We start from the raw sequence: 24,539 nt of genomic DNA, 5'->3' as shown, positions 1-24,539 counted from the left end.
CATCCCCCTTTGCTGCTACGAATGGATAATAGATTCGTCTTGTTCTTTTAGTAAGTCTACATTAGATTTTGTATCTTTTACGTTTTTGTTTAGTGCTTTTATATAAGTAGAAATAAGCGTTTGAATTTCTTCTTCGCGCGCTTCCCATTTCTCTGTAGTATCAAGGCTGTTTTTTCCAAGGTCAGGCATTTTGCTAATGGATAAATTTCCAATCGCTGTGCTGACTGCTTCAAGCTTTTTGATAACGTCAGCGTGATCAAGCTTAATTGTCATGAAAACAGCCCCCTTCTAATTTCACTAATCTTGTTTTCTACTGCGTCATAGGCTTCTTCACCTTTAGCTAATAAAGAATCCGCTTCTCCAATAACGGCGTTCAAGCCACTCAAAGCTCCTTTTTCAGCTTCTAGCGCCCATATCTTTGTTTCAATTTCACGAATGTATCCATCGTAATCACCGTCTAAAATGCCTTTTATGTTGTCGTAGGCTGCCGTACGTTTTTCGTCAAAATCATCCGATAACGTACCCGTCCATTTGTCTCCCAGCTCAGGCTTTTTGATGTGTTCAATTTCTTTTAATGAAACAGCTTGTTCATGCTCAATTTTACTTTTAGCCGTTCTTAGCTTAGAAATTTTCCCTTCTACATCTGAGACTCTTCCAGATACTTCACCCAGCAGTCCGTCTAATACGCTTCCTAACCCCATATCGTTCCTCCTGTTCCGCACATTTCGAGTTTAATCCAATAATTATAAGTATAAAATTTGTCTCATTATAGCTAAATAGGAAAAAACTCTCTTTTTTATGCTTCTAGTTTCATGAATTGAGATAAAAATGAAAAATAAGAGAAAAAAGACTCATGTCTAAATACGTTATCCAACCATATACCGTTATCTAAAACAAAGAATAAGTAGAATAAAACCATTCCTTTGTACCCATACCCGTTTTTTCCCACAAATTAAAGCTTTTTGCGTAAAAAGACCAACTTCACTTCATTTTTTTACACAGCAAAAAACCTCTGCACATCCTGCAGAGGTTTTGTTTTATACTTGAACCGGCGTTGGTTCTTCAGCTGTTTGTTCGTGCTGCACAAGTCCGTAGTTTTCCCACGCCCGGCTTTTCCAACGGAAAAACATAATAACTGCGCGCGTCCATTCATCGGCTGCGATGGCAAGCCAAATGCCAGCGAGCCCCATGTCTAAATGGAAAACGAAGAAATAACCGAGCGGCAAGCTCATCATGACCATCGACATCGCACCAATTAACACCGGATATTTGGCATCTCCCGCTGCCCGCAGCGAGTTAATCAGCACAATGTTCATCGTTCTTCCCGTTTCAAGCACAATGCTCAGAAGCAGCACCGTTGCCCCAAGCTCAATGATATGCGGATTGTCTGTAAACACGCTGATCAGCTGTGTTCTGAATGTCATCACAAGAACAACCATCATCATCGTTACGGCACTGGCCCATTTGACGCTTTTCCATACGCGATGGTACGCTTCATCTTTTTCGTTTCCGCCTACTAAACGGCCGACAATAATCGCTGTACCCATTCCAATCGCAATGGCAAATAAGTAAATGAACATTGAAATATTCATCGCGTACTGTCTCGCAGCAAGTGATTCTGCTCCTAGGTAGGTTGCATAGTATAAAAAGACAATTTGACAGCCTTGATACATCACTTGTTCAAAAGCCGACGGAATACCGATTTTTAAAATTTTACCGATATATTCTTTTGAAAGCGTAATGTAGTATTGAAATTTCACTCTATATTCCATCACTTGATACAGCAGCCAAAAGAACACAATAAGGGCAACAAATCGGCTGAACGCAGATGAAATCGCTGCTCCTTGCACGCCCATTTCCGGAAAGCCGAACTTTCCGAAGATTAAAGCATAGTTTCCTGCAATATGAAAAATGTTCATTCCAAGTGAAACAAACATTGCCTGTTTCGTAAAACCATGTACGCGAATAATCGCTGCAAGAGAGTTAATAATCGCTTGAAGAAAAATAGCTCCTCCGACGATGGATAAATAGCTTTGTGCATACATCAGCACGTCACCTTGTAAGTTCATCGCTTCCATCATATGTCTTGAAAACAAAAGAAAACCCGCGCTAATGACTAGCCCGACTCCTAAATTTAACGTAACGGCCAAAGCAGAAATCTTTGACGCTTCCATATACCGTTTTGATCCTAAATACTGAGACACGACAATTGCCGCTCCGTTACCAATGACCTCTAACACCAAAATCGCAATGTGAAGGTATTGATTGGCTGCTCCGACTCCTGATACGGCATCATCCGACAGCGCACTTAGCATAAAGGTATCAGCAATCCCCATTAACATAAAAAGAAACACTTCTAAAAAGATCGGCCACGTTAAGAAAAACAAATTCAGCTTTTCTTTTGGCCCTTTTTTTGTTTCGACCGCGGTCATCCCATCACCTTCTTTACCGATATCCAATTTCAAACAAGAAGTATCTTACCACACATTTCCTTTGTATACATCCCCTTTTTAGCACATTTTTTATTTTATTTGTTTAGGCATAAAAAAAGCCGCTCCCTTAGAGGAAGCAGCTTTTTTTCCGTTATTAAATTGAAATTTTCACTTCTGCGTTCATACCTGGAAGAACTTTATCTGATGCATCATCAATTGAAATTTTCACCGGTACTTTTTGCGTTACTTTTGTATAGTTTCCTGTATTTTGAGCAGGAAGCATAGAAGACACTGAGTTTGTTGCGCGGCCGATTGCTTCAACATGACCTTTGAAAACTTTACCTGAGTCTCCGTCCACTGTAATATCGACGCTGTCTCCTTCTTCTAAGTCACCTAGGTCTGTTTCTTTAATGTTTGCATTGATATAGATTTTAGATAAATCAGCTGTTTGTGCTAACACATCGCCAGCTTTTACTAATTGATTTTGAGATGCGTTGTTTTTAATAATTGTTCCGTCAATCATAGACGTTACGTCTGTTGATTTTTCGCCTTCTTTTAAGCTTCCAACAGAATCACCTTGAGAAACGCTATCTCCTTCTTTTACATTCCATTCGCTTAACTGACCGTTAGCTGAAGCGATGACTTGTGAAAGCGGTGCTTCTACCTGCGCTTCATCTGTTTTAACGTAATTTGCTTTTTCGTAGAAATAATATCCACCAAAGCCTACTAGTAATAAAATCACAATGATTCCAACAATGTTAGTAACCAATAAACGACTTTTACTCATCGGAATTCCTTCTTTCTATAGTTAGTATATTATACAGAGGTTTCTTCTGTTTGAGGTGCCGGCAGCATTTTTCTTTCTTCTTGCGGCTCAGCTTCTTCTTGAACCTCTTCTTTTTGAACAAGAATTCTATTTTCACCGCTCCACGCTTTACTTAGTGAAGCAATGAGCATAATTACGCCTAAAATACCAAGCATGAAAAATAAGTTGTGATACGCATGTAAAATCGATGCTTTTTTAGCGCCTGCTACAACAGCCGTCACAGCCGATGTTTTTGCGTCTGCTTGACTCATTCCCATACCCATATAGCGTTTGATCATTTCAGACAGCTGCATCTTCACCTGAGGATCTACTGAGCTAATTTGACCTCGAAAATCTTCATAATAAATCGCATTTTGTCGAACAACAAACCACCCAATCACAGGTGCTACGATGGCTCCTAATAAATTTCGAATGGAGTGCAGTGAAATGGAACGCATCGAAGCTTGATGTAAATCTCCGGCTAGTGCCGCTCCTAGTGCACCGGATACCAGTGCCATACTAACACCCATACCAAAGAGCATAATGTGAACATATAAACTTACTAGTGATGTATCAGCTGATACGTTCACCCAGCTAAATCCTACAATGACAATAAGAAGTGATCCAATTGCTCCAAGGTAACCTGGACCAAATTTGTCATATAAGAATGTCGTTGTAAATGCTGAAATCAGTACCCCAACAAAAAAGTATAAATAAAAATAAGAAAGCGTGGTGTACGATGCATTTTGCACATTTTGCATGACGCCATTAATACCTGCAATGGCTAGAATATACGCCATATGACCGCCAATGGCCATAATTGTACCCGCAACTGGTTTTACGGCTAGCAGTGATTTTAATGGTACTAACGGATTTTCAGCCGCTAAATCAACTAAGACAAAAATGACAACTAATCCTGCTGCAGCTAGTAAGAACGGCCACACTTGGATAGAAGCAAATCCTTCGTATCTTAGTTCATACAGTGGATAAACTAATAAAATCATAATAAGGCTAAGAATAAAGATACTTTTCTTATCCACTGGACGGTCTTCTTGCTGAGTTGGATCATGAGCAGGTAATACCTTATACCCAATAAACAGACAGACAAGAGAAGCTATTATTCCTAAAACAAAAACCCAGCGCCAATTATCCATGCTAAGAGATACAGCACCTAAAAAGGCTCCAATCGCCGTTGAACCGAACAGTCCGCCGATCGCTAAGACTAAAAAGAAGTTTCGGATTTTATTCGGAAACGAAATCAGCGCAGCTGGAATAATGGTTAAAAACAGCATTCCTGAGCTTAAGCCTTGAATCAGACGACCAAGGGATAAAAACGCAACGTTTTCGGAAAAAACGTTGATAATCGAACCTGCTAAAAAGACTAAAACGAACGTTAAGTATGCTTTACGCACGCCATATTTTTTCGTCAGCATCGGACCAATAGGTACTCCAAGTCCAAATGCCAAGTTAGAAATAATAGATGGCAATAGTAAGCTTTGTGTACTCGCATCAAATCGATTTTGAATTAATACTTGATTGACCGTGTAGGATAAATTCAAAAAATACTGAGGGCCAATTGAAAATAGCGTTAAAATCGCCATAATTAAGTATTTAGGTACGCTTAAACCTTGTTTGTCGGAGGCTACTGCTGGATTATTCTGACTCATATTTATTCCTCCTTTTATTAAATTCTTTTCATAAGACTAACAATTCCTTACATATTTTATTGTACAAGTTGTATCATGCAAGTTATAGCAGCACTACATATTATACATCTTTTAAAGAAGAAATCAACTTCTTTGTTTCAACTTAAAAAGACTATTTTTCAATAGCCTTTTTGTTCATCTATATGTATTCGCTTTAACATCCATTACTGCGCCATCTTTTAAAATCGAGATTCAAGCGTGATAAACTTTTTTCCAGTACTAAAACCTCTTCTTCCGACCAATCTTCTAATACTTCAGCATAGGCTTGTTTACGCTTGCTTTGTACATGCTGTAAAATATCTTTCCCTGCATCAGTCATTTCAATTAAACTAATCCGCCCATTTTCTGGACTCGGAAAGCGGCGAACAAACTGTTTGGTCTCAAGCGCAGATACTTGCCGGCTAGCTGTCGATAAGCTCAGTTTTAAATTTTCAGCTAATGCATTAATCCCCAGCGGACTGCGCTGATCTAGCTCGCTTAACAGTAAATATTCAGACCGGTCCAAGCTTCCAAGCTTGGGACTGTGCGTCGTTGTTAGACGAACAAGCAGCGCAATTTCGTGCTCAATGGTTTGCAGCGAGTCTCGCTTCACCTCTGTCTCCCCCTTTATCTCATGAAACATTCTGTACTTTTTAATATGTTTACTATACCGCAACCGTTCGCGTGAACCAACCTTTTTTCCGTTTTTCTTCTATTATATAGAAAGATATCATAGATGGGGTACATTTAATTCTAGCATCACAGGACAGTGGTCGCTTCCCATTACATGCGGATGAATAGCAGCTTCTTGAATAACGTCTTTCATTCTCTCCGATACGATAAAATAATCAATGCGCCACCCGATATTTCGTTCTCGCACTTTGTTCATATATGACCACCAGGTATAGGATCCTTCTTGATTCGGATATAAATAGCGAAATGTATCAAGAAATCCACTAGCAAGAAGCGTCGTCATTTTCCCTCGCTCTTCTATAGTAAAACCAGAATTCCCTCGGTTTGGCTTCGGATTACGCAAGTCAATTTCTTCGTGTGCTACATTTAAGTCTCCGCACAAAATCACCGCTTTACGGCTATTTAATTTGTTTAAGTACACGAGCAGATCGTCTTCCCATTGAAGCCTTTCTTCAAGCCTTGCTAAGTCTCTTTTAGAATTTGGCGTATACACATTTACTACATAGCATTGTTCAAACTCAAGCGTGATAATACGTCCTTCGTCTTCCGATTCTTTATCGACACCGTATGAAACGGATAAAGGCTTTTGCTTGGTAAAAACAGCCGTTCCAGAATAGCCTTTTTTCACGGCGTAATTCCAGTACTGATAATATCCTTCTAGCTGCAAATCAATTTGTCCTTCCTGCAGCTTCGTCTCTTGAATACAAAATACATCCGCATTCACTTCTTGAAAATAATCTAAAAATCCTTTTCGCACACACGCGCGAATGCCATTTACGTTCCAGGAAATCAACTTCATAAACTCTTCACGTTCTCCTCACTCGATTTATGTATCAGTGTTTAGTGTAGACAATTTCTTGCATGAGTTCAAATAATTTAAAGCGTATACTTTTCTTTTCAATGTATTCCTGATATTTCTTCTTATTTTATTTTCTGTACCTCAAACACTAGATACAAGAGGTGAAACATAATGTCAACAAACCACACGTATGAAAATAACGAAGAAGTTTCTACTGTTTCTAAAAAAGAAGAGCACCCTACTAAAGAATGCGAAACACAGAATCAAACGGCGCTTACTAAAGAAGATTTTTCTTTAAATGATTCTGCTATTAAGCACTTTAGCAGGTAATTCATAAAAATAAAAACCCGTTAACTGGTAGCAAGACTTGCTGTCTCAAGCTCTTGCTATCCATTTCTTAAACATAAGGTGGTCGTATGCTAAAAACCATTCAAATGATAGAAGCCATTAAAAAACATTCTATGCCTTTTGCTGATGTCGATGACTTACTGCCGCTTATTAACACAGCAAGCCGCGCTCAATACGTACTTCTCGGAGAAGCATCTCACGGCACATCTGAATTTTACGAAATTCGAGCAGCTATTACGAAAGAATTAATTCAGCATCATGATTTTTCCTTTATAGCAGTGGAAGGAGACTGGCCTTCGTGTTTTGAAGTTAATCGCTATATTAAAGGATATACAACTCAATACGCGAATGCCGAAGATGTCTTAAAATCTTTTAGCCGCTGGCCTTCATGGATGTGGGCCAATCAAGAAATAAAAGAATTGATTGAATGGCTTCGTGATTATAACAACAACTTGCCAGCACATCAGCCAAAAGTAGGTTTTTACGGCTTAGATGTATACAGCCTGTGGGAATCGATGGAAGCTATTATTGAGTACTTAGAAAACAACCACGCTCCTGATGCAAAGAAAGCGAAAAAAGCCTTTGAATGCTTTGAACCTTTTCATCGCGAAGCACAGATGTACGGAATTTCTTCTGCCCTTTACGGAAAAAACTGCATGTTAGAAATCTTAGAGCTTTTACAAACCATTCAGCAAAAAAAAGATACCTATACTCATGAGCCTGAGGCTGCGCTTAGTATGCAGGTAAATGCGCTGGTAGCAAGCAATGCTGAAACTTACTATCATACGATGATTACTAACGACAATGAATCGTGGAATATTCGCGATCGTCATATGGTAGAAGCTTTAAAATATATTCAAGCTTACTATAAAGATAGCGCTAAAGGAATTGTATGGGAGCATAACACTCACATCGGAGATGCAAGAGCAACGGACATGAAAAGCAGCGGCATGGTGAATGTAGGTCAGCTTACCCGTGAAGAATACGGACAGAAGCATGTTTACGCCGTCGGATTCGGAACTCATCACGGCACGGTCATTGCTTCTGATAGCTGGGGTAATCCTCATCAGGAATTAACCGTTCCTCCAGCTATAGAAGGAAGCTGGGAAGATGCCATTCACCGAGCAGGTGCTTTTGATCAATATCTCATGTTCACAGAGGAAAACCGAACATTTTTTCATTCAACGATAGGCCACCGCGCCATTGGTGTTGTATACGACCCAGAGATTGAACAATACGGAAATTATGTTCCTTCTCGCTTGTCAAAACGATATGATGCTTTTATGTATGTAGAAAAAACACACGCCTTATCGCCACTCATCTTTTAATGAAATAAGCGGGCTTCCAACGAAGTCCGCTTATTTTTATTGCAAAAAGCTACGAATCGTATCTGCCACAAGTGCATGATCTTCTTCTTGCGACATACCTGATACGGTAATGGTTCCAATTACGCCGACGTTTTTAACCGAAATTGGAAATGACCCTCCTACTGCTTCGAATTCCTGAGGATTCGCTGCGTAAAACTGCGCGTAAGAACGATCTTTTAACTCGCAGTACAGCTTCATATAATACGAGCTGTGATGGTGACGAAGAACGGTGTTTGATTTTCGTTTAATCCATTCTTCATGATCGGGAATAGCCCCTTCCATCGCATGTTGAAAGAGAGTTTGACCATTTCGTTTAATACTTACGGTTACTGCCTTACCTTTGCTTTTCGCTTCATTAATAATGGCCGTTCCGATCTGTAAAGCCTGGTCATTTGTAAATTGATGAAAGATCAGTTCTTTTTCCTGTTGAACTACTTTTTCAAGCAGCGTCTCTGCCGAATGATTACTCACTGTTTCTCGCTCCTTAGTTAAAATAAACCGCTCGTTTTTCTTTGCTGCTTTCAAATGCCGCTTCAATAACTTTAACCACGTCACGAGCTCCTTCTGCTGAAACCGGAAGTTCTTCTCCTCGAAGCAGGCTGTGGGCAATTTTTTGATAATACGTCACATAAGAACCGTGCAGCGTTTGAATTTCTTTCGTTTCGCCTTCGCCAGTTGTCAGCTTACCGTAGTGTTCAGGATGATCTGCTCCCCACGTATCGTCCACAGGCTTCTTGCCGGCTCTTAGCATATCTTCCTGGCCGTCAATCCCGTATTTGATATAGCTTGCTTTTGTTCCATGAACTTGAAAGCGAGGCCCGTTGCTTGGCACAATGGCGCTTGAATGTAAAATAACGCGAAGAGAACCGTATCCAAGCACTACGTGGAAGTAATCATCCGTACGTGCATGATCTCGCTGCCCAAACACATCAGCTTGAACAAATTCAGGCATTCCAAAAAGGTGTAAGGCTTGGTCGATTAAATGAGATCCTAAATCGTAAAGCGCTCCTGACCCAGGTCCTTCATTTTCTCTCCAGCGGTCTCGAACAGCTGGACGATAGCGATCAAAATGAGCTTCATACATTTTAACGTCGCCTAATTTCCCTTCTTCAATCAGCTGTTTCACCGTCAAATAATCATTATCCCATCTACGGTTATGATAGACGCTTAGTTGAACACCTTGTTCTTTTGCTAATTGAATTAATTCATTTGCTTCTTTTTCTGATACGACCATCGGCTTTTCAACAATTACGTGCTTACCTGCGCGTAGTGCGTCTTTTACCATTTCATAGTGCATGCCGCTAGGCGTTGTAATAATAACTAAATCAATGCTGTCATCTTCTAGAAGTTCAGATAGAGTGCTCACTACTTCAACATCCTCTAAGTCACTCTTTACTTTTTTAGGATTTGAACTCATTACCTTTGAAATATGAAATTCGTCTAACACGCTTAAAAGCGGCGTGTGAAAGACCGTTGCTGAAAATCCGTATCCCACTAATCCTACTTTTATTTTCTTCATTGTGTTTCCTCTCCTTTATCAAAATCTGTTACGATAAGCTGCACTTGATTTTGTTCTATTTTTTCTTTTACATCCGCTTCTGGCGCTTTATTTGTAATTAGGATATCAATGTCGCTCATATCACATACTCGATGTAAAAATTCACGTTCAAACTTTGTATGATCCGCCAGCATAATCACTTGTCTTGCGCATTGAATCATCTGTCTTTTTAAAAACGCTTCTTCTTCACTTGGAGATGTAATACCATCTGCACCAACGCCGCACGTACCTAAAAACAGCTGATCTACTTTGTATTCCTGCAACGTAGAAATCGTTCTTGGCCCGGTGACGTTACGGTTTTTCCCGTTAAACTTGCCCGGCAGCAAAAACGTATCACACGCTGTATATTGATCGAGCAAATCCACATTATCGATGGAATTCGTAATAACGGTTACATGCTTTACATCCATATACTTCGCCATCAGTGCGATAGTAGAAGACGTATCTAAAAGCACGTCATACCCCTCCGACATTAACGAAGCTGCTTCTTTAGCAATTTGTTCTTTCGCTTTGGTAGGCGTCCGTTCACTGTAATCAATGATATGACTTGACGATAGCGTCGCTCCGCCTTTAACTCTCATAACCTCGCCGTTTTCTTCAAGCTTGACTAAATCACGCCTCGCCGTATCTTTTGAAACGGTAAACATATCGCAAATTTCGTCTAACGTAATCGTACGGTGTGTATGAAGGTATTCAACAATCGCACTCATGCGCTGTTCTTGATACAATGAAATACCCTCCTTTTTTACTTTAATATGAGCTAATTGTAGCGCAAAGAAAAGTTAAAAACCAGCAAAAAAACTTAAAATAATTAAGTTTTTTACGCTTTTAACTTAAATTATAAAAGTACACAAACGCCTCCTGGAAATAACTATCTTATTTTGGATAATACTTCTTTTATATCTGATACCCTTTCACGCTTTTCACTAATCGCTTATGGTTCAGACTTCTAGCAAACGTATATGCAAAAAAAGCGGGAATCGTAAAGATTCCCGCTTTTTCGTTATATCTTATGTTCAAGCGCCTTGAAGTTTTCTTGAAATTGCTCCAAGCGAACAAGTCCTTCTTCACGAAGGCGTTTATTTTCCTCTTCAATTGCTTTTGTTTCCTGCATTCCTTTCATAATAATATTCCACGTTTGCTCCATCGTTTCTACTTTTACGCTAGGGGCACCGGACATTTTAGCGATTTTAACGCTTTGCTGTGAAATATTTTCTGCATTTCGAATGAGCAGTTCATTTGTACGTTTGTCTAATTCGTTCATCGACTCGGCTACTAAATTTTGACGCTTTGCTGCAATGGCGTTAATGAGTCCATTTTTAAAAATGGGAATCGTTGTAATAAACGCAGAATTGATTTTTCCGATCAGCTTTGTATTTCCTCGCTGCAGCATGCGAATTTGAGGAGCAGATTGATAAGATACTTGTTTTGCCATTTCTAAATCATATAATCGCTGCTCCATCAGCTCAACCGCATTTTTTAAGGTTTGAAGCTCCATTGCCGCCAGCTGATTTCCACTCGACGCTCTTTCTTCAAGCACCTTTAGCTCTTGTTTTAACTCTTCTACTTTCACTTCGCCCGCTACAATGTATTTTTCAAGCTCCATATAATACTGATAGTTTTGCTCGTAAAGCTGTTCAAGTGTTGTGGTTGAGTGCTTCATTTCGGTTTCATATTTTGTGATTTCAACATATACTTTATCAATTTCAGAGCCCATCGTCTCATATTTTTGAAACAGCTTGTCTACTATTTTTTGACCGCGTTTAAAAAGCTTAGAGAAAAACCCTTTATCTTCAACAAAATCCTTTGCATCAAATTTATCCATAATCTTTCCAAGCTGCTTTAATAATTGACTTGATTCTTCCATGCTAGACGATTTAATTGTACTAAGCACTTTTCCGGAAAAAGAGGAAATTTCATTAGCTGTTTCTTTCCCATACTCAAGTAAAGCCAGCTGATTTTTATAATCAATTTGTTCTGCCAAGCGACGTACTTCTGGCTCTTCTCGCAGTTTTGCTTTTACTTCGTTAGGCTTTGTTTCTAAAACTTCTTCGGCTTCATTTAAATCTAAAGGCTGTAATTCATTTGTTGCCATTTAAAAACCCTTCTTTCTTTAAAAGATTCGTTTTAACCATTTTTGAATGAGCGACGGCTCTTTGAATTCTTCATTAAAGCTAATATCTTCTAGCCAGTGCATATCGAAATACTTTTCTTCGACGAACGCTTCTATATCCAGTTGACCGGTTGGATTAAAGAGAACAATATCAACGCCGAATTCATTTAATAGAAGCAGTAAAGCTGCATCTTCACGCGTAAACGCTTCTCGTTCATTTCCATGATAAATAATGAGACGGGGTACATGCTGCGTATAATCAAACTTTTGAAGCATGCGAAGCACGTTGTTTGGAAGCTTCAAAGACTGATTAAACAAATACATTTGATGCTGATACGCATCTTCATGATCTAACCGAAGAAGCTTTGGATGTGCACAGTATCTAGAAATGGCTGCAGCGAGCCCTTGCTGAAGCCCGATAGGCAGTTCTTTATAGCGCCACCAGTTGCTTTCAATCATTTTATCAGGACTGAGCGTGCCATCACTTCCGAGAGCTCCTTGATAGTGAAAGTGATTATTTCCTTCTATTTTTTTGGCAAAAGGAACAGAATCAATCGTCAGAGCTAACTCATTTTCCGTTTGCATGAGCTCATGCACTTTACTCCAGTACTCTTTTCGGTTTTTAGAAATACCAAGTACTTTTGAAAACAAGATCGGCACGTGTACATATGGCTTTGACACTTCAAAATTAGGACGAATAAACGCCCGTTCTCTCATTAATAAAAAGATTTCATCATACGTCGTTTTGAGAGTAACTGAAGTTGGAAAATACGAACGAAATTGCCAAGGTTTATACAGCATGGACTCCTCTGAATGAAGCACTTGCTCAATTTCTTGAGAAGCTCGAAATGCTACCGTACCTTTTCGAACCGGTTTATCCGTTGGAAAAGGTACAAGCGAGCTAGTAGAAGGAAACGTATAAACCGTTGTTAAATGCTGATTCTTATCTACTTCTTTTAAATTATCCTTTCCTTCTGGATGAAAGGTAAGGACGTCAAAACCTAGTAAAATTAAATAATAGAGAAAATACTGCTCGCTTTTATTTGCATCTCCGTACCACATGATGCGAGGCGCGTGCTCAGGAAATGTTTTATCGACCAGCCAAGGTGTTAGATGATTCCACTGCCACTTTATTAAATCGATTAATACGCGTTGAAAATGCCCGTCCATAAAACCCTCTGCGTGCTGTTCTTTAAAGCACGTTAACGTTTCAATAAATTTTTCGCGTATTCTTCTATGTATAGCGGGATTTTCTGACTTCACGATCAGCTTTTTTCCTTCTAAAAAAGCAAACAGTCGATTGACAGAAAGGCCGCGCTCTTCTTGATTAATTTTAAGGATCGTTTGTACTTCTTTTAATCTATCATTAGAAATGGACTTATCAAGCTTATCTTGCAAGACAATAATTGATGGTGATGAATGCGCAAGTTCATAAAGAAAAGCTGCGTACTCGTCCGCATCAAGATGGGTGCCTACATATCTTCCTGCCACTTGTTTATAGGAAGTTTGCTGCTCATTTTGTATAAAGTCACCTCGCAGAGAAACATCTTTAGAAAAAAGAGAAGTTCCATCCTGCTCGTTAAGATTAATCATATGAGGATCAATTAATTTACTCACACCTTACAGCTCCTTTCTTTTCAGACATATACATGCTAAAAAGAAAGGGTACTCGTTAAAGCACCCTTTCTTTTTCATTTATCCCATGCCTTTTTTATACGGATAATCCGTAGTTGCGGCAAAGGTCGGCCAAGCCGCCAGAAAAACCGCTGCCAATGGCATTAAATTTCCAGTCGTTTCCGTGCTTGTATAGCTCACACACCACAACAGCTGTTTCGATTGAAAAATCTTCGCCTAAATCATAACGAAGCACTTCTTCATTTGTTTCGGCGTCAATAAGACGAACAAACGCATTGGATACTTGTCCAAAGTTTTGTCCGCGAGTATCTGCATCGTGAATGGTGACGCTAATTCCGATTTTTTCAACGTGGTCAGGAAGAAGAGAAAAATCAACGGCGATTTGCTCATCGTCTCCATCTCCTGCACCTGTACGGTTGTCACCGGTATGCTCCACAGCTCCGTTTGGACTTTTTAAATTGTTGTAAAAAACAAACTCTTCGTCATTTACAACTTGGCTTGATTTATTGGCTAAAAATGCACATGCATCTAAATCGAAGTCCTGAGACCCAGCATATTTATTTGTATCCCACCCAAGACCTACTATTACTTTTGTTAAGCCTGGGTTCGTTTTGGTTAGGTCAATGCGCTGACCTTTTGATAAAGAAATTGACATAAAAACATCCTCCGTACATTTTCTTACTTTAATGATTAGGCGTTTAAACCAAAGTCGTTTACAAGTGCCGCTAAGCCGCCTTGATAGCCGCTGCCAATAGCATTAAACTTCCATTCTCCACCGTGTCGGTACAGCTCGCCTACCACGACCGCTGTTTCGATCGAGAAGTCTTCACCTAAATCATAACGAATTAACTCTTCGTCATTTGTTGCATTTAAAATACGAACGTAGGCGTTGCTTACTTGACCAAAGTTTTGACCGCGTGCTTCTGCTTCATGAATCGTAATGGTAAACGCAATGCGTTCAATAGATTGAGGCACATTCTTCAAATCTACTTGAACCTGCTCATCGTCTCCTTCACCTACGCCTGTACGGTTATCTCCGGTATGTTCAACCGCTCCGTTTGCACCCGTCGTATTATTGTAAAAAATAAAATCAGATTCTGAAGCGCATTTTCCTGCTCCGTTTAATAAAAAGACAGATGAATCTAAATCAAAATCGTTTCCACCGTCATACTTATTTACATCCCACCCAAGACCTACTACTACGTTTGTTAATCCTGGATTTGTTTTTGTTAAATCTACTTTTTGTCCTTTTGAAAGATTAATAGCCATTTTATTCCCTCTTTTCTAGTTGTTTATTTTGTATATTTGTTTGCAATTTCAGCCAATCCAGTATCTCTCGTTGCATCTCCAGTTGCTGAAAACTTCCACTCTTTTCCGTCTCGATAAATTTCACCTGCAAATAAAGCTGTTGCTCCTGAATGATCTTCAGATAGATTAAAGTGTACAAGCTCTTCGTTTTTAGCGCTGTCCACAACACGAATAAAAGCATTTTTAATCATACCGAAATCTTGGTTTCGCTCAACACACTGATAGATGTTGACTACAAACACAAGTTTATGTACGTTTCCAGGAACATTTTTCAAATTAACAAAAATTTGTTCATCGTCCCCTTCACCTGCTCCGGTAAGATTATCACCTGAATGCTTGACGCTTCCACAGTTACTATGACGATTCCCAAAATACACAACGGCTGAGTTACTTACAAGCTTATCGTTCGAATTGAGCATAAGAACAGACGCATCGCAGTCAATCTCTGGTCCGCTTCCTCCAAAACCAAAAAAGCTGCGTTTTTTTACAGGATCCCATCCTAATCCAACCGTAATAGAAGATAACCCTTCTCTTCCTTTTGTTAAATCAATTTTCTGCCCTTTTTGTAGATTAATAGCCACTTTTATTTACTCCTTTACTATAGCGAACACGTTCTTTTACAGGTTCTATATAACTTTACATAATAGCGTAGATTAATGAAAAAATAGTGAAATCTTTGATACTATTTTTAACGTTTACGTCAGTCTTCTTATGGAGAGAATACCACAATTTGGTGATTGTTTCAAAAATTAAGCTGTCTTTTATAACGTAAATTCATTGACTGAGAGTTTAAAATTTAAGTTAAACTATTAAAAAAGGCTGTCTCTAAATCGGAAATCCGAGTTATGAGACAGCCTTTTTTGGCTTATTGAGCTATTTTCAAAGTAGGTTCTTGCTGTTCAGCTGTTTTAGCATCTGCCACGTTTCGAATACGGCCTTCAGCTTTGTATTCAAACGGGCTCTCAAGTGTTTTAATATAGTTTACCGTTGCTTGTAAATCTTCTGGTCCCACTTCCATATCTGAAGAAAGTGCGCCAATACCATATTTTTCATTTCCGTACATATAGTTATTCACTACTACCGTGTATTCTTTTTCTTTGTCAATTTTACTTCCATCTGGAAGCGTGATATCGACTACTTTATTAGTACTACTGTCCCACGTATAGTTAAAGCCTGCAACATGAAAGTCGAGTCCGGATGAGGTAATTTGGTTATTCAGCACCGTTTCTAAATCCGCTCCGCTTAGCTTTACTTTATTTAAGACGTTGCCAAACGGCTGAATCGCAAATAAATCACCATATGTCACGTCACCAGCATCAAGCTGTGAACGAACGCCTCCGCCATTCATTAAAGCAAAATCAGCGTTCATTTCTGCTTTCATACCGTCAGCAATTAAATTTCCAAGCGCGATATCGCCTGTTGGTCCGCTAGACGGATAGCCTTTTGCTAAATCTGTAGACGAATTCCCAACCACTTCTGCTTTAATAGGCGCTGCTAAGTCTTCGTACTTTTTCATAATGCTTGAAACTTCAGGATCTGGCGTATAGTCTTTTTGATATACGGTCACAATTTTTGCATCTTTTTTTACGATGTCACCCGTATTATCGATTTCAACGTCTACGTCAGAAAACGCTGAGCCGTATGAATAAGCTTGAACAATTAGTTTGTTATCTACTACTTTGTTGTTGTATACGTGATTGTGAGCTGAAAAGATCACGTCAACTTCATCATCAACTTTTTTAGCGATATCTGCTGCATCAAACTCGGTAGACGTTCCATTTTGATTAGATGGATTATGAGCAAGTACCACAATGGCTTTAATGCCTTGCTTTTTCAACTCTGCCGTATATTTATCAATCGCTTCTGCTTCGTCCGTAATTTTTAAGTTTTCATTTCCTTTACGAACAATCATGCTTGGCGTTTCTTGTGTTACAACGCCGATGAATCCAATTTTTTTACCGCCTACTTCTTTTATCGCGTAAGGTTCTGTAATTAATTTATTCGTTGAAGTATCATAAGCATTTGCCGCTATAACCGGGAAATTCATGCCGTCGTATCCTTTTGTTCCTTTTGGATGGTCTCCCCCTTCAATCATACGGTGAAGCTCAGCAATGCCTTCATCGAACTCATGATTTCCAAGCGTGCCTACATCAAATCCAAGTGATTCCATCACTTCAACCGTTGGCTCATCTTGAAACAGCGCTGAAACTAACGGGCTTCCGCCAATCATATCTCCAGCATGAACTAAAAGCGTATTCGGATTTTCAGCTTCTTGTTTACGAATAGCTGCTGCTGTATACTTCATATTTCCAGCTAACAACGATTGGCCATTTGACGTAATTTTTGTATCTGTATCGAGCTGACCGTGCAGGTCGTTCATGCCTAAAAGCTGTACCTTTGTATTATCTTTGGATTCACCGTTTAGGTTGATTTTGTAAATGCCAAATCCTTTGTCATCCGTTTTATTTGTATACGTAATGTTGCTTCCTTCAGTTAAATAGCTTTCTCCGCGCGGTGAGCTTGTGAACGTCACGTTAGCCGTTCCGTTAATTGGTGCAATGGACCAGTTATCGTCAGCTGTCGGCGTAATTTCTTTTTGTTCGGTGATGTAGTCCATTAGAATTTGACGGTTTTCATCCGCTGAATCCACCACAAGCTCGCTTCCTTTTAGGCCAGGGAAGTTTCCGCCTCCGCCAGCTCGGTAGTTATTTGTCACAACGATAAACTCTTGATTCGGGTCAACTGGTTTACCGTTATACGTTAAGTTAACAACTCGGCTTGAATCTGCGTGAATCACGTTTCCATTCACATCGTATTTTGCTGGTTTTGTCACGTCGATTTGGTATTGAACGCCGTCAATGACGTCAAAATTATAAACAGGGAAGCTTGGGTTTAATAATTCCTGCTCTTCTGTTTTGTTCGGTGTAATTTGATTAAACTTACCGGCAGACATATCAATCCAGTCTTTTACAACAGAACCTTTTACTTTGACCGCTTTCAACGTGTTGTCATATAGATACAAATCGCCTGCGCTTCGAATCGTTAAGTCACCTTTTTTAATTTCCGTATATTCATCTACGCCGTTTCTTCCTGCTTTAAAAGGTGCTCCGACTGATAAAATTGGAAGGTCTTTATATTCCGGCTTGTTTTGAGAAACATATTTTTCTACGTAGTCTTTTTGTGCATTTGTTACCACTTGAATAGATGGATCATCTTTTACAAGAGAAAAATAGCTGTGAATATCATCCGTCGTTTTACCAATTGGTGTGTTCACATATTTAACCGTTGCATCGTGATCTTTTTGAACTGCTTTAACAACACCTTTATCCGGTTCTACCGTACTTTGCGTAACCGTTTTCCCTGACGCATCTTTTACGTCTTTATACGTTTCACGCGTAGACGATTGAGAGCTTACTACTTTCCATTTTCCTTTTTCTTCTTTTAACGTTAAGTCAATTAAGCCAAGTGATCCTCCGCCGTAACCTGCTTGAACAGCCGGAACGCCGTTGATTGTTCCTTTTGCATTATCGACGCCAGGAAGAGGCTTTTTATCTGCTCCGAGGAACAAACCATCTAGCGCAGCTTCCGTTTTAGCAGGGAAGACTTTATGCGTGTGTGAAAACGTAATAGCGTCAATGCCTTTTACTTCACTTAATGAGTAAATGACATCTTCCGTGTTTTGCTTGTTGCTACTAAACCCAGAGTGAGCCATCGCGACAACTACGTCCGCACCTTTTTTCTTCATTTCTGGAATGTACTTGTTGGCTGTTTCTACAATACCTTTTGTAATGACTTTTCCGTCAAGGTTTGCTTTGTCCCAATCGTTAATTTGAGGCGGCACAAAGCCAATGAAACCGACTTTAATCGTTCGTTTTTTACCGTTTTCATCAACGACTTTTTTATTCATAATTTTATAAGGCGTAAATTTATTTTTGTCATTTTTCGGGTTGCTGTCATGATCGTCAACATAGACATTGGCATTTATGTAAGGGAAGTTCGCATCGTTATACGCTTCTTTTAGAAAGTCTAATCCGTAGTTGAACTCATGATTTCCAAGTGTTGCAATATCGTAATCCAGCTGATTCATGGCTTTAAATACAGGATGAACTTCACCTTTTTTCAGCGGGCTAATCTTGGCTTTATACGTGCCTAGAGGAGTTCCTTGAATGAGGTCTCCGTTATCTACTAATAAGCTGTTTTTTACTTCTTTTCGAGCATTTTTGATTAAGGTAGCGGTTTTAGCTAAACCTACTTTTTCATAAGGGGCGTCTTTGAAATAATCATAGTTTAATAGATTCGTATGAACGTCGGTTGTTTCCATCAGGCGTATGTTCACAAGCGCATCTTTTTTATTGTGGCCTTGATGCTTGCTTTGCTGTGAGCTTTGTCCAGGGTGACGTTCTTCCGCTCCTGCCTGTGTAGTTAAAAGAGGCATTGATAATAGAGAAAGTGCCAGTGATGTGGATAGGATTTTTTTCGTTTTACTACTTTTGTTCTTTTTCATCTACCATTCACCTTTCAAGTAAGTTATCATCGCTATAAATCTAGCAACTGTTCAAAAATAGTATAGCAGAAAAGATTTATAAAGGATGTAAATTTTTTGATTTTTTAGTAAACGATTTGTATGCGTTTTATTAACTTTTTGTAAACCGAAAAAATTTTTTTACTTTCTCTCTTTAAAACAAAGGACTATAGTTTTTATTAATTGGATGAACCCTCCTTTTTAAATGAGTCTTATTACCTAATACATCAACGTTCCCACGCCCTCTTTTAATTCAAAAAAAATTTATTTCAAGCGGTGTGTATATATGTACTATACATAGGATATGAAAAGCAGACATTAAGTTTGTCACAGCTTCTAACAAAATTTCGTAGATATAAAAAAGAAAGAGAAGGTTTTTGCCTTCTAATAGATAGATATATTTATATAATTTTACATTTATAACGAAAAAAATGAGGTTGAGTCATAAGACATAACTACATCAATCCAAGCTAAAGCATCTATACACATGAAACCTACGTTCACCTACAAATAAAAAATCCGAACGAAGTTGATTCTCCATCAAGAATCTTGATTCATCGTTCGGATGTTCTTTAGTTAACATACTTTTTTCTCAGCCGCGTTTTCTTACTGACCTAATTCTTTAATTTGTTTCATAATACTTGATACATCTTGAATTGATTGAAACAATTCACTGTTTTTTAGCGCTTCTGGATTGAAGCTGCCATCCTTTATATTGGCTTCATACGCTTCAATTCCACTAATGATTTTTTCGTTTTGTTGAACAAGCTGATCGTGCACATCAGAAGCGATGTCAGGAGCTTTTGTTTGATTAAATTCTTCAGCTTTTCCTTTCATTTCCTGCAGCTTTTGCTCTAGCTTTTTTATTGCCTCATCGTCATTAACAGCCTTTTCCGCTAGAGGCGGTATTTCTTCAGCAAACTTTTGTGCTTCACTCACGTAATCTTTTGCATCGTTTGCGTAGTTCAGCGTACTGCTTGTATCTTCAAGAAAAGAACAGCCGCCGACCATAAAAAGAACAGCAGTTGATATGACTAGCATCCACTTTTTCACTTAGCACTCAACCTTTCTTATTTTCTTTTCTGCTATCTTCTTTTCGATTTTCGTTTCTTTAACTCTTTCATAATAATGGGTACAGCTTTTTTTATTCCTTTTTTTACAGCGGGGCTTTTTAACAGTCTCGATAGTTTTGACATTTTTAAGCTCCTCTCTCATTTTGAACTAACAAAAAACACCTTTACCACATGTGGTAAAGGTGTTTTTATCCAGACCTTTACCAATGGCAACATTGGCAAAGGTCTCGCTAACAATTTGCATTGTCAATAAAGCCGGAGATAATAATCTCGAAATGACGACTTTACTGCAAGAGCTACTCCCCTTTGAGCAAAACAGCATTTTTTGTTAACACAATCATAACGCACGTTCCTGATTATCGTCAACTTATACGGAATTAGTACACGTCTTTTTTGGTAAATACCAGAAAAGACACGAGCAGCCCGGCAAGTCCCCAAATGGTTAAAACACCCAAGGAAAACCCTAATGTCATTCCTTCAGTTGGAGGAGCTGTGCCTTGCAGGTAAGAAGTTAAATTTAAATTGACCATAAACAAGTACTTAGCTGAATTCCACGAAGAAACCATGCTGCTTAAAATCGTACCTGCAATCAAACAAGCAAGCATCACACCCATACCCGCAGCTGTACTTTTAATTAAAACGGACAGCATAAAAGCAAGCGTTCCAACCACCAGGGATACAAACCAAGCAAGGCCAAACTCCATTAAAATATATCTCCACTGCGAAATTAAATGAACGTCCGCTGTATTCAAATCATTGCCCTGCACGCTAAATCCCGTAAGAATAGGCGCTGTCCAGCCTTTAAATCCAAATACAACGCCAGAAATGAGATACGACAAAATGCCAAACATTAAAATTAAAAACGAGACGGACATGACGAGCGTGATGTATTTACTAAGCAGAATTTTCCACCGTTTCACAGGCCTCGTCAACAGTACCTTGATGGATCCCAAGCTGTATTCTGAAGACACTAAATCCGCTGCAATAATCATAATCATTAGCGGCAGCAAAAGCTGAATGGCGTTTTCAATGAACCCTCGCACAAACGTTGGTGCCCCTGGTTCCGAAGGATTGATATCATTATCTAAATAATACTGCTGCTGCGCCACGCGAATTTCAAGCTGCTTGCGCCAATCATCTGAAATTTGGCTTCCGCTCAGCCGGTTTTGCGTATCGATAATTTCTTGCTGCAGCGTACTGCGCCAATCGGTCGTTCCTAGCTTTTCTTGAAGGCGCTGTGTTTCGCGAAGCTGAGCATAGGTAAACATGGAAATCAAAACTCCCATGATAAGCGTAACGATTAACAGGCGCTTTTTTCGAACGAGCTTGATCATTTCATTTTGAACCAAACTAATCAATCGATTCGCCTCCTGTCATTTCGATAAATAAATCTTCAAGAGTTGGAAGCTTTCGATTCATTTCTTTTACCGTTACTCCTGCTGCAATGAGCTGTTTGTTCCACTCTCCCACTTCAGCTTCTTCATAAAACGTCGTGACGTACTCCCCCTGCACTTGCACAAAGTCCGTCACTTGTTTTAAAACGTCTATTCCTGCAGGCTGCGGATCTAGCTTCCACAGTAAACGCTCTTGCTGAGTTAACAGGGTCTTCACCGATTCTGTGTGAATAACTTCTCCTTTTGCGATAATCGCTACTCGATCACACATTAGCTGAATCTCGCTCAGTAAATGACTCGATACTAAGACGCTTAGACCTTCACTTTCAGCTAAAAAGCGAATAAATTTACGCATATCCCGAATCCCAGAAGGGTCTAGTCCGTTTGTTGGCTCATCTAAAATAAGCACTTTTGGTTTTCCGAGAAGCGCTTGCGCAATTCCTAAACGCTGCCTCATACCTAACGAATACGTGCGAACTAAATCGTGGATACGCTCTTGCAAGCCAACTAATTCCACCACTTCATGAATGCGTTCTTCTGTCATAGAAGGAATCATGCGTGAAAAGTGCTGCAGATTTTCCCAGCCGCTTAAGTATGGATACAGCTCAGGATTTTCAACAATACAGCCGATATGCTCCATCGCTTTTGTAAACTGCTTCGATACGCTGTATCCACAAATATAAATGGAACCAGCGGTCGGGCGAATTAAGCCGACAAGCATTCGAATCGTTGTCGTTTTACCGGCTCCATTGGGTCCTAAAAAGCCGAACACTTCGCCTCTTTTTAGTTCAAAATCAATATTTTTGATAATTTCTCGTTTTCCTATTACTTTTTTCAGTCCTTTTACTGAAAGCGTTACTTCACTCATATCATTCCCTCCCTTACCACGTAATAAGCGATGCTACACGCTCTGCAATCAGCTTGTAGCCTTTTGCATTAGGATGAAACTTATCAGTATATAAGTAGTCATCTACCTTTAGCTGAAACAAATCAAAGGTCGGAACAAAAACAGTTTGCTTATAATTAGCACTTAATTCACTGCTTTTGTAATTCCATTCTCGTACAATAGCCGTTGTCGTTTTTGCATCTTGCAGGTTGCTAAACGGATTGTATAAACCAATTAAAAAAATTGTTGCGTCTTTATTTGCCGACCGGATGCTTTTTAAGATGCTGTCTACGTTTTTTAAATAGTCATTTTCTAGCTTTTGAATATTGTTTTTATTTAAGTTCTGCAGCGTTTGTCCGCCTTGAAATAAGTCATTTCCTCCAATAGTAATCAACACGGTATCTGCAGACTTAATCTGCCGCTGAATTTCCTGCTGCTTTACTTGGCTTGCCAGCTGCGAAGACGTTTGACCTTTTATTCCAAAGTTACTTAAGAGAATTTTCTTCTTCGTTTTTTCTTCAAGATTATCTTTTAAATATCCAACGTATCCTTTTCCCGCTGCATCTCCTGTTCCTCTTGTCAGTGAATCTCCTAAAGCGACAATCGTATAATTCTTTGTACTTTTGTTACTGCTGCTTGTTTCTTGCTTTGGCTTTGGCATTTCTTTTACAGTAGCTTTTGAGGCGCTAACATAATCATAAATAGACATTCCAAGCCCTGCTGCAAACAGCAGACACGAAATAATCGAAATCAAGGATACAATCCATACCCACTTTCCTTTCGCTTTCACTGGCTGCACTCCTTTTCGTCTTTTTAGTTACCTTTTTTTAGAGCTTCAACTGTTTTTAGTAAAGCGGACCAGTCTAAATGACCCCAGCCATTTTCAATTCCTTGTTCATAATGACCTTTCACAAGCTCTCCTAACGGAAGCGGAGCGGACACTTTTTTGGCTGCATCAATAGCCAAGTTTACATCTTTTAGTCCAAGCTCCAGCTTAAATCCAGCTGGATCAAAGGCTCTTTTAGCAATTAAATTGCCGTAATTTTTATACACAGGAGATGCAAATAAGCTATTAACCACTTCAAGAAACTCTTCCGCTTGCATGCCATACTGTTCTACCATGACTACTGCTTCAGAAACAGCTTCTAACATCGATACTAATAAAAAATTATTGCCAAGCTTAGCTACATTTGATAAGTAAGGCTCGTCTCCTACAGTGAAAATAGTTTGACCAATCGCTTCAAACAGCGGCCAAACGTGCTCTCTTGCTTCTTTATTACCTGCAACTATTACTTTGAGAGCTGCAGCTGCTGCTGCGTCGGGGCGACCTAAAACAGTCGCTGCAACAAAATGCTGTCCTGATGCAGCATGTGCGCTTGTTAATTTTTCGGATAAATCTACGCTAATAGTACTCACAGAGACGTGAATACCACCTTCTTGAAGGCCTGCAAGTACACCGGCTTCTGAAAGCGTTACTTCTTCTAAAGCCTCATCATTTGAAAGAATCGTAAAGACAAGATTCGCTTCTTGTGCTGCTTGAGCAGGTGTCTCCACAACCTTTGCTCCTTTTTTCACAAGACTTTCCGCCTTCGAAGCAGTGCGGTTATAAATAACAAGCTCATGACCCGCCTCTATCATATTTTCCGCCATCGGTAATCCCATATTCCCTAAACCAATTAAACCCACCTTCATCTTTACCACTCCATTTCAGCACTCAGTATGTACGTTTCTTATGCTTGTCGTCTATCTTTAGAAAAAGCATATTTTCATTATTATATAACTACAGTAAAAGCGAATACAAAGAATAGCCTTTCTATAATGTTCAAAATGTGACATTTTTTAGACATGATTTATAAAAAACTTGTCTAAAAAATACGAATGGTTTTTAAATAAAGCGCTTGCAAACATAGGAAATTTCTGC

General features: G+C 39.2%; 23 protein-coding genes. 2 read left to right on the top strand and 21 right to left on the bottom strand.

Features of this window, described 5'->3' with window-relative positions; genetic code table 11:
- Positions 1-15: 15 nt before the first annotated feature.
- The 7 genes from MMB68_RS20120 to MMB68_RS20090 all read right to left on the bottom strand — a co-directional run bounded on the left by MMB68_RS20120 (position 16) and on the right by MMB68_RS20090 (position 6,414).
- Positions 16-273 carry a YwqI/YxiC family protein gene (locus tag MMB68_RS20120; protein WP_013083474.1) on the bottom strand — a complete coding sequence of 86 codons (258 nt, stop codon included), beginning with the start codon at positions 271-273 and terminating at the stop codon, positions 16-18.
- Positions 270-701: a YwqH-like family protein gene (locus MMB68_RS20115; RefSeq protein ID WP_013057382.1), complete on the bottom strand. Its 432-nt coding sequence runs from the start codon at positions 699-701 to the stop codon at positions 270-272. The genes MMB68_RS20120 and MMB68_RS20115 overlap by 4 nt, the downstream gene beginning before the upstream one ends.
- Positions 702-1,037: 336 nt before the next feature.
- A complete protein-coding gene (locus MMB68_RS20110) occupies positions 1,038-2,432 on the bottom strand; it encodes an MATE family efflux transporter (protein ID WP_034651412.1) in 1,395 nt (464 codons plus the stop codon).
- A 154-nt stretch (positions 2,433-2,586) separates the two neighbouring features.
- Positions 2,587-3,219, bottom strand: a complete 633-nt coding sequence (locus MMB68_RS20105) for an HlyD family secretion protein (RefSeq protein WP_025751627.1) — start codon at positions 3,217-3,219, stop codon at positions 2,587-2,589.
- A 29-nt stretch (positions 3,220-3,248) separates the two neighbouring features.
- A complete protein-coding gene (locus MMB68_RS20100; protein ID WP_277549266.1) occupies positions 3,249-4,904 on the bottom strand; it encodes an MFS transporter in 1,656 nt (551 codons plus the stop codon).
- Positions 4,905-5,097: 193 nt separating this feature from the next.
- Entirely contained in the window at positions 5,098-5,535 is a 438-nt protein-coding gene (locus MMB68_RS20095) for a MarR family winged helix-turn-helix transcriptional regulator (protein WP_221784968.1), read from the bottom strand.
- Positions 5,536-5,652: 117 nt separating this feature from the next.
- On the bottom strand, positions 5,653-6,414 hold the full coding sequence (locus tag MMB68_RS20090; protein WP_221784967.1) for an exodeoxyribonuclease III: 762 nt from the start codon (positions 6,412-6,414) through the stop codon (positions 5,653-5,655).
- 171 nt (positions 6,415-6,585) lie between these two features.
- Here MMB68_RS20090 and MMB68_RS20085 point away from each other — a divergent pair, with 171 nt between their 5' ends.
- Together MMB68_RS20085 and MMB68_RS20080 are read left to right on the top strand one after the other, a co-directional pair.
- Complete coding sequence (locus MMB68_RS20085) at positions 6,586-6,744, top strand: hypothetical protein (protein ID WP_193345426.1); 159 nt, start codon at positions 6,586-6,588, stop codon at positions 6,742-6,744.
- 86 nt (positions 6,745-6,830) lie between these two features.
- Positions 6,831-8,090 (top strand): erythromycin esterase family protein, encoded by a 1,260-nt coding sequence (locus MMB68_RS20080; protein ID WP_277549265.1) that lies wholly within the window; start codon positions 6,831-6,833, stop codon positions 8,088-8,090.
- A 36-nt stretch (positions 8,091-8,126) separates the two neighbouring features.
- On the opposite strand, the gene MMB68_RS20075 is transcribed toward MMB68_RS20080, so the two are convergent.
- The 14 genes from MMB68_RS20075 to MMB68_RS20010 form a co-directional block, all read right to left on the bottom strand.
- Positions 8,127-8,600, bottom strand: coding sequence for a heme-degrading domain-containing protein (locus MMB68_RS20075; protein ID WP_221784965.1), 474 nt, complete (start codon positions 8,598-8,600; stop codon positions 8,127-8,129).
- Positions 8,601-8,613: 13 nt separating this feature from the next.
- The gene (locus tag MMB68_RS20070; RefSeq protein ID WP_277549264.1) at positions 8,614-9,648 is read right to left on the bottom strand and encodes an oxidoreductase; all 1,035 of its coding nucleotides are present in this window, start codon (positions 9,646-9,648) and stop codon (positions 8,614-8,616) included.
- Positions 9,645-10,415: a DeoR/GlpR family DNA-binding transcription regulator gene (locus MMB68_RS20065; RefSeq protein WP_264407672.1), complete on the bottom strand. Its 771-nt coding sequence runs from the start codon at positions 10,413-10,415 to the stop codon at positions 9,645-9,647. The genes MMB68_RS20070 and MMB68_RS20065 overlap by 4 nt, the downstream gene beginning before the upstream one ends.
- A gap of 275 nt (positions 10,416-10,690) precedes the next feature.
- Entirely contained in the window at positions 10,691-11,782 is a 1,092-nt protein-coding gene (locus tag MMB68_RS20060) for a toxic anion resistance protein (RefSeq protein WP_221784962.1), read from the bottom strand.
- 18 nt (positions 11,783-11,800) lie between these two features.
- Entirely contained in the window at positions 11,801-13,417 is a 1,617-nt protein-coding gene (locus MMB68_RS20055) for a YceG family protein (RefSeq protein ID WP_221784961.1), read from the bottom strand.
- Between the two features lie 94 nt (positions 13,418-13,511).
- A complete protein-coding gene (locus MMB68_RS20050) occupies positions 13,512-14,090 on the bottom strand; it encodes a TerD family protein (RefSeq protein WP_221784960.1) in 579 nt (192 codons plus the stop codon).
- 35 nt (positions 14,091-14,125) lie between these two features.
- Positions 14,126-14,704: a TerD family protein gene (locus MMB68_RS20045; RefSeq protein ID WP_013057396.1), complete on the bottom strand. Its 579-nt coding sequence runs from the start codon at positions 14,702-14,704 to the stop codon at positions 14,126-14,128.
- A 23-nt stretch (positions 14,705-14,727) separates the two neighbouring features.
- Positions 14,728-15,324, bottom strand: a complete 597-nt coding sequence (locus MMB68_RS20040) for a TerD family protein (RefSeq protein ID WP_028408239.1) — start codon at positions 15,322-15,324, stop codon at positions 14,728-14,730.
- A gap of 284 nt (positions 15,325-15,608) precedes the next feature.
- The gene (locus MMB68_RS20035; protein ID WP_221784959.1) at positions 15,609-19,247 is read right to left on the bottom strand and encodes a multifunctional 2',3'-cyclic-nucleotide 2'-phosphodiesterase/3'-nucleotidase/5'-nucleotidase; all 3,639 of its coding nucleotides are present in this window, start codon (positions 19,245-19,247) and stop codon (positions 15,609-15,611) included.
- 624 nt (positions 19,248-19,871) lie between these two features.
- Positions 19,872-20,318 (bottom strand): DUF6376 family protein, encoded by a 447-nt coding sequence (locus MMB68_RS20030; RefSeq protein ID WP_028408237.1) that lies wholly within the window; start codon positions 20,316-20,318, stop codon positions 19,872-19,874.
- Positions 20,319-20,715: 397 nt separating this feature from the next.
- Complete coding sequence (locus tag MMB68_RS20025) at positions 20,716-21,696, bottom strand: ABC transporter permease (protein WP_221784958.1); 981 nt, start codon at positions 21,694-21,696, stop codon at positions 20,716-20,718.
- Entirely contained in the window at positions 21,689-22,600 is a 912-nt protein-coding gene (locus MMB68_RS20020) for an ABC transporter ATP-binding protein (RefSeq protein ID WP_098333044.1), read from the bottom strand. Before MMB68_RS20020 ends, MMB68_RS20025 begins: the two co-directional genes overlap by 8 nt.
- 13 nt (positions 22,601-22,613) lie before the next feature.
- Positions 22,614-23,408, bottom strand: coding sequence for an SGNH/GDSL hydrolase family protein (locus MMB68_RS20015; RefSeq protein WP_221784957.1), 795 nt, complete (start codon positions 23,406-23,408; stop codon positions 22,614-22,616).
- Between the two features lie 23 nt (positions 23,409-23,431).
- Positions 23,432-24,310 (bottom strand): NAD(P)-dependent oxidoreductase, encoded by an 879-nt coding sequence (locus tag MMB68_RS20010; protein ID WP_221784956.1) that lies wholly within the window; start codon positions 24,308-24,310, stop codon positions 23,432-23,434.
- Positions 24,311-24,539 lie beyond the last annotated feature (229 nt).

It is taken from the genome of Priestia sp. Y58 (genome assembly GCF_029522095.1).
Lineage (GTDB): Bacteria > Bacillota > Bacilli > Bacillales > Bacillaceae_H > Priestia > Priestia megaterium_E.
This window is presented reverse-complemented; position numbering and strand designations above follow the sequence as displayed.